The 6,008-nt window shown below is 70.6% G+C and carries 5 protein-coding genes; 3 read left to right on the top strand and 2 right to left on the bottom strand.

What is annotated here, in order from left to right; genetic code table 11:
* Positions 1 to 146: 146 nt before the first annotated feature.
* Positions 147 to 977: a class I SAM-dependent methyltransferase gene (locus tag E2651_RS07655; protein WP_135330260.1), complete on the bottom strand. Its 831-nt coding sequence runs from the start codon at positions 975 to 977 to the stop codon at positions 147 to 149.
* Positions 978 to 1,030: 53 nt separating this feature from the next.
* Here E2651_RS07655 and E2651_RS07650 point away from each other — a divergent pair, with 53 nt between their 5' ends.
* Positions 1,031 to 1,636 (top strand): TetR/AcrR family transcriptional regulator, encoded by a 606-nt coding sequence (locus E2651_RS07650; RefSeq protein WP_135330259.1) that lies wholly within the window; start codon positions 1,031 to 1,033, stop codon positions 1,634 to 1,636.
* A gap of 203 nt (positions 1,637 to 1,839) precedes the next feature.
* Positions 1,840 to 2,562: a helix-turn-helix transcriptional regulator gene (locus E2651_RS07645; protein WP_135330258.1), complete on the top strand. Its 723-nt coding sequence runs from the start codon at positions 1,840 to 1,842 to the stop codon at positions 2,560 to 2,562.
* Positions 2,563 to 2,622: 60 nt separating this feature from the next.
* Here the strand turns inward: E2651_RS07645 and E2651_RS07640 are convergent, their stop codons facing one another.
* Entirely contained in the window at positions 2,623 to 3,648 is a 1,026-nt protein-coding gene (locus tag E2651_RS07640; protein ID WP_135330257.1) for a 6-phosphofructokinase, read from the bottom strand.
* A 270-nt stretch (positions 3,649 to 3,918) separates the two neighbouring features.
* On the opposite strand from E2651_RS07640, the gene pta reads away from it, so the two are divergent.
* Positions 3,919 to 6,003: a phosphate acetyltransferase gene (pta, locus tag E2651_RS07635; protein WP_135330256.1), complete on the top strand. Its 2,085-nt coding sequence runs from the start codon at positions 3,919 to 3,921 to the stop codon at positions 6,001 to 6,003.
* The last annotated feature ends 5 nt before the right edge of the window (positions 6,004 to 6,008 follow it).

The raw sequence follows: 6,008 nt of genomic DNA, 5'->3' as shown, positions 1-6,008 counted from the left end.
CTCCGTCCTGGTCCGCGTCCTGCGACGCGGAGAGATCGCCAATCCTGCCTGTGCAGGCACGCCGAGACGATTACCTGCGAAGTAAGGCGAGCCCATCACCAAGATCTACTTTCGATACGCGCCCTAGGCCCTCAAGGTCCACGAAGTCACCCTGAGACAGGGCCAGTTCGTGTCGCGGTAACCGCCACCGTCGCGTACTCCATCGTGAATCCGCCGCCCATCGCGTCGATGGCGGACCCGACGCCCTCAAGGACCTGCGCCAGCTTGTCCGGCGGGAGCTGGGTGAGGTTGCCGTGGGTGGGCAGCTGGTCCAGCCACGCGTCCCGGCTGTAGGACCGCTCCCAGTCGAACCGCCACTGCTCCGGGGCGCTGAACCCACCCACGGCTCGCATCCCGTCGGCCGCCTTGGTGAACATGGCCTGATACACGTCCAGGGCTCGCTTCGGCAGCGCGTCGACGTTGAACGGGGAGTCCGGCATCACCCGCCGGTAGACCGCCGCCTGGGCTTGCGCCAGTTCGGGCGGAAGCTGGAACACGTGCCAGAACACCGCAAGGCGGCCGCCGGGCCGCAGCACCCGCGCCGCCACGGCCGCTCCCGCCACGGGGTCTATCCAATGCCAGGCCTGTCCCGCGACAACGGCATCGAATTCCCGCCCGGCGGGATCCCAGTCCTCGAACGTCGCCACCTCCGCCTCCACCCCGAACTGCCGCGCCAGTCCGGCCATCCGCGGATCGGGCTCGACGCCAAGGACCCGGCAGCCGGCGGCCTGGAGCTGCCGGGCGGCGATGCCGGTACCGGAGCCGACGTCGAGAACTTCAGGTCCCCCGGCGGCGATCCGGTCCACGAGAGCCTGGGGATACCGGGGCCGGGCCCGGTCATAGCGTTCGGCGTCCGAGCCGAACGACTCTGCGGTCTGCCGGTACTGATGAGGCTCGGACGCAGAGGGACGAGAGCCCTCCGAAGGTATAGTGGGCATGCGCCCACTATGAGTGGGCGCATGCCCACTCGTCAAGGAAAGTGAGACGCACGGTGCCGACAGGGGTAGCCATCCGCGACGCCCGCGAGCAGCTGTTCGAGGCCGCCGAGCGCATCCTGCTCCGCGACGGGCCGAGCGCGCTGACCAGCCGGGCGGTCACCACGGAGGCGGGCTGCGCCAAGGGCGTCCTGCACCGTCACTTCGCGGACTTCGACGCGTTCCTGGCCGAACTGGTCCTGGACCGCATCGCACAGATCGAGAGCCAGTCCGCCACCCTGCGCGAGACCGCGGGAACCGGCACGGTCACGGGCAACCTCACCACGGCCCTGACGACCCTCCTCAGCCCGGTGGCCGTGTCGATCGTCGCCCTGATCACCTTCCGGGACGACCTCCGCACCCGCCTCCGCGAAACCAGACCGGCCCCGGGCATCCCCCTCCTGACGGAGGCCTCAACGATGCTGGCCTCCTACCTGACCGCCGAGCGCGAACTGGGCCGCATCACCCCCGACGCGGACATCACCACCCTGGCCCCCACCCTGATCGGCGCCGGCCATCTCCTCTTCGCCGACCGAAAGGGCACCCCGCCGGAGGCCGAGGCGGTTCAGAAGATCGTGACCACCGTGCTGGCGGGCGCCGTACGAGGGCCGGCGGAAAGGTGAGGCCATGAATGATCTCGACCCGCTCCGTTCCTCCTCTGTTCCTCGGCCCCGGGTCCGCGGTACTTTTGCGGTGCCGATCTGGTCAACGGTGTCGCGCGTCCGGTATTCGGCGACTTCGGGCATGGTCCGACCCCGTAGCTTCCTACCAATCCGCAACCTCGTGTGAACGCACCGTAGTCACCGCCCCCGCGCGCACCTAGCGTGTGCCCGTGCAACCGAGCCAGCCCAACCAGCCCACGCCCCCGTTCAACTTCCCCGCCGCCCGTCGCCTCCGCGAGGCGCTGGGGATGGCGCACGGGCATGTCGCCTACGGGATGCGGGCGAGCTACGGGCTCGCGTACATCACGCCCGACACCATCGCCGCCTGGGAGCGCGGGCTAGCCGCGCCCACCGCCGCCGAGCTCACCGCCCTCGCCGGGACCCTGTGGTGCTCGCCCGGTGAGCTCATGGGCGCGGCGACGACCCTGCGGGAGCACCGGATCGCCCGCGGGCTCGCCCCGGAGGACGTCGCGCGGGGGTCCGGGGTCGAGATCCAGGCGTATCTGCACATGGAGGAGACCAACTCCTGGCGCGGCAACGACCGGCAGTCCGCCGCCCTGGCCGAGGTGCTGCAGCTCCCGCTGCCCGATTTCGTCACCGTCACCGGACGCGCCGACGCCCTCGCCGAGCTGTTGCGCAGCGCCGTCACCAGCCGCTGGCAGGGGTTCGTGCGGCCGGTGGGCAAGATACTGCCCGTGCAGAAGCGGCACCTGGAGGACGTGCTGCAGCAACTCCACGCCGACTATCAGTCGCGGATGGTGCGGACCCTGAGCTGGGGCGGCGGGACGGGCGCGGACGCCTCGGGAACCGCCGGGCGGGACTTCCTGGACCGGATCCTCGAGCATTTCTGGGCCCAGATCCGCGGGGCGGGGACCGGCGGGGGCTGACACACACCCCGGCGACCGGAAGACCGGCGGCCGGAAGACCGACAGCCAGAAGAGCAGAACCTAGAAGACCGACTCCGCCTCGTCCATCCGGTCCTTCGGCACCGTCTTCAGCTCCGTCACCGCGTCCGCCAGCGGCACCATCACGATGTCCGTGCCCCGCAGCGCCGTCATCCGGCCGTAGTCCTCGCGGTGCGCCGCCTCCACCGCGTGCCAGCCGAAGCGGGTCGCGAGGACGCGGTCGTACGCCGTCGGGGTGCCGCCGCGCTGCACATGGCCGAGGATGACCGGCTTGGCCTCCTTGCCGAGGCGGGTCTCGAGCTCGTACGCGAGTGCCGTACCGATGCCCTGGAAGCGCTCGTGGCCGAACTGGTCGATCTTGCCCTTGGTGTAGTCCATGGTGCCGTCGGCGGGGTGCGCGCCCTCGGCCACGCAGATCACCGCGAACTTCTTGCCGCGCGCGAAGCGCTCCTCGACCAACTTGACCAGGTCGGCGGGGTCGAAGGGGCGCTCGGGGAGGCAGATGCCGTGGGCGCCGCCCGCCATGCCCGACTCCAGGGCGATCCAGCCGGCGTGGCGGCCCATGACCTCGACCACCATCACGCGCTGGTGGGACTCGGCCGTCGTCTTGAGGCGGTCCATCGCCTCCGTCGCGACGCCCACCGCCGTGTCGAAGCCGAACGTGCGGTCCGTCGAGGAGATGTCGTTGTCGATCGTCTTCGGGACGCCCACCACCGGCAGGCCCGCGTCCGACAGCATCTTCGCGGCCGTGAGCGTGCCCTCGCCGCCGATGGGGATCAGGACGTCGAAGCCGATCTCCTTGGCGAGCGCCTGCGCGTCCTCGCAGGCCGCGCGGAACCGCGCGCGCTCCAGGCGGGACGAGCCGAGGATCGTTCCGCCACGGGCGAGGATGCCGCTGACCTCGTTGAGACCGAGGGTGCGGTAGCGGCCGTCGAGCAGGCCCGCGTAACCGTCCTCGAAGCCGATGACCTCATCGCCGAAGTGCGTCACGGCTCGGTGCACGACCGACCGGATCACTGCGTTGAGGCCGGGGCAGTCGCCGCCTGCGGTGAGAATTCCGATGCGCATCGTGCTGTGTCTCCTGCTCCCTGTTGATACTTGTGAGCCGGTCCGATTGTTCCACGGCCGAGAAGCGGTCGCCGTTCGCGGCTGCCCCGCCGGATCCTGGGGAGGAGGGCCCCGGGCCCGCCTGACAGGGCCTTTCGCCCGGCGGGCGACCTAGCCAGCCACGGAGGTATTGTCAAGGGGGCACGGCACCGTTATCGGGTCATTTGTACAACCTTGCCCGGTCTCGCCGGGACGGGTACCCAGACCGCAGCGAAGAAGGAGAGAGCACGCGTGACGCGCAGCGTGTACGTGACCGGGATCGACCGGGGCGACGGCCGCCAGGTCATCGAGCTGGGAGTCATGGAGCTCCTGACCCGTCAGGTCGACCGGGTGGGGGTCTTCCGGCCCCTCGTCCATGACGGGCCCGACCGCCTGTTCGACCTCCTCCGCGCCCGCTACCGGCTCGGACAGGACGCGGCCTCCGGGTACGGCATGGACTACCACGAGGCGTCCGCGATCCAGGCCGAGCAGGGCACCGACGAGCTGGTCTCCCAGCTCGTCGACCGTTTTCACCGGGTGGCGCGGGACTATGAGGTCGTCCTCGTCCTCGGCACCGACTTCGCGGACACCCAGCTCCCCGACGAGCTGTCCCTCAACGCCCGCCTCGCCAACGAGTTCGGCGCCGCGGTCATACCCGTCGTCGGCGGCAAGAACCAGACCGCCGAATCGGTGCGCGCCGAGACGCGCAACGCCTATCGCGCGTACGAGTCGCTCGGCTGCGACGTCCTGGCGATGGTCACCAACCGGGTCGCCCCCGCCGACCGCGCGGAGATCCACGAGCGGCTCGACGCCCGACTCCCCGTGCCCTGCTACGTCCTGCCGGACGAGGCCGCACTCGCCGCCCCCACGGTCGCCCAGATCACCCACGCGCTCGACGGCCGGGTCGTGCTCGGCGACGACGCGGGGCTCGCCCGTGACGCGCTCGACTTCGTCTTCGGCGGCGCGATGCTGCCGAACTTCCTGAACGCCCTGACCCCGGGCTGCCTCGTGGTCACCCCCGGCGACCGCGCCGACCTCGTCGTCGGCTCGCTCGCCGCGCACAGCGCGGGTACGCCGCCCATAGCGGGCGTCCTGCTGACCCTGAACGAGCAGCCCGGCGAGGAGATCCTCAAGCTCGCCGACCGTCTCGCGCCCGGCACCCCGGTCATCGCCGTCTCCGGCGGCTCCTTCCCCACAGCGGCCGAACTCTTCGCCCTGGAAGGGAAGTTGAACGCCGCCACGCCCCGCAAGGCGGAGACGGCCCTCGGCCTCTTCGAGCGGTACGTGGACACCGGCGGCCTCCTCAAGCGCGTCTCGGCGCCCAGCAGCGACCGCGTCACGCCGATGATGTTCGAGCACAAGCTCCTGGAGACGGCCCGCTCGGACAAGCGCCGCGTCGTGCTGCCCGAAGGCACCGAGGAGCGCGTGCTGCGCGCCGCCGACGTCCTCCTGCGCCGCGGCGTCTGCGACCTCACCCTCCTCGGCCCGGTCGAGCAGATCCGCAAGAAGGCCGCGGACCTCGGCGTCGACCTCACCGACGCACAGCTCATCGACCCGCAGACCTCCGAGCTGCGCGACGCGTTCGCCACCAAGTACGCCGAGCTGCGCGCCCACAAGGGCGTCACGGTGGAACTCGCGTACGACGTCGTCGCGGACGTGAACTACTTCGGCACGCTGATGGTGCAGGAGGGGTTCGCCGACGGCATGGTTTCGGGTTCTGTTCACTCCACGGCCGCCACCATCCGGCCCGCCTTCGAGATCATCAAGACCAAGCCCGATGCCTCGATCGTCTCGTCCGTCTTCTTCATGTGCCTCGCCGACAAGGTCCTCGTGTACGGCGACTGCGCCGTGAACCCGGATCCGAACGCCGAGCAGCTCGCCGACATCGCCGTCCAGGCGGCCGCCACCGCCGAGCAGTTCGGGGTGGAGCCGCGGATCGCGATGCTCTCGTACTCGACGGGCACGTCGGGTTCGGGCGCCGACGTCGACAAGGTGCGCGAGGCGACCGAGCTGGTGCGGGAGAGTCGGAGCGATCTGAAGATCGAGGGGCCGATCCAGTACGACGCCGCCGTCGAGCCCTCGGTCGCGGCGACGAAGCTGCCGGAGTCCGAGGTCGCGGGCCAGGCCAGCGTGCTGATCTTCCCGGACCTCAACACCGGCAACAACACCTACAAGGCGGTGCAGCGTTCGGCCGGCGCCATCGCCGTCGGCCCGGTCCTGCAGGGTCTGCGCAAGCCGGTCAACGACCTGTCCCGCGGCGCGCTCGTCCAGGACATCGTCAACACCGTCGCCATCACCGCGATCCAGGCCCAGGGCCCGGCCACCGCCGCCATATGACGTCT

The organism is Streptomyces sp. MZ04, from assembly GCF_004684775.1.
GTDB lineage: Bacteria > Actinomycetota > Actinomycetes > Streptomycetales > Streptomycetaceae > Streptomyces.
The sequence above is the reverse complement of the archived record's forward strand: the minus strand, read 5'-3'. Positions and strand labels throughout refer to the sequence as shown.

Bases quoted from the DNA above. Each gene is read 5' to 3' on its own strand.
- E2651_RS07655 (WP_135330260.1), bottom strand. From the start codon at position 977: ATGCCCACTATACCTTCGGAGGGCTCTCGTCCCTCTGCGTCCGAGCCT.
- E2651_RS07640 (WP_135330257.1), bottom strand. From the start codon at position 3,648: ATGCGCATCGGAATTCTCACCGCAGGCGGCGACTGCCCCGGCCTCAAC.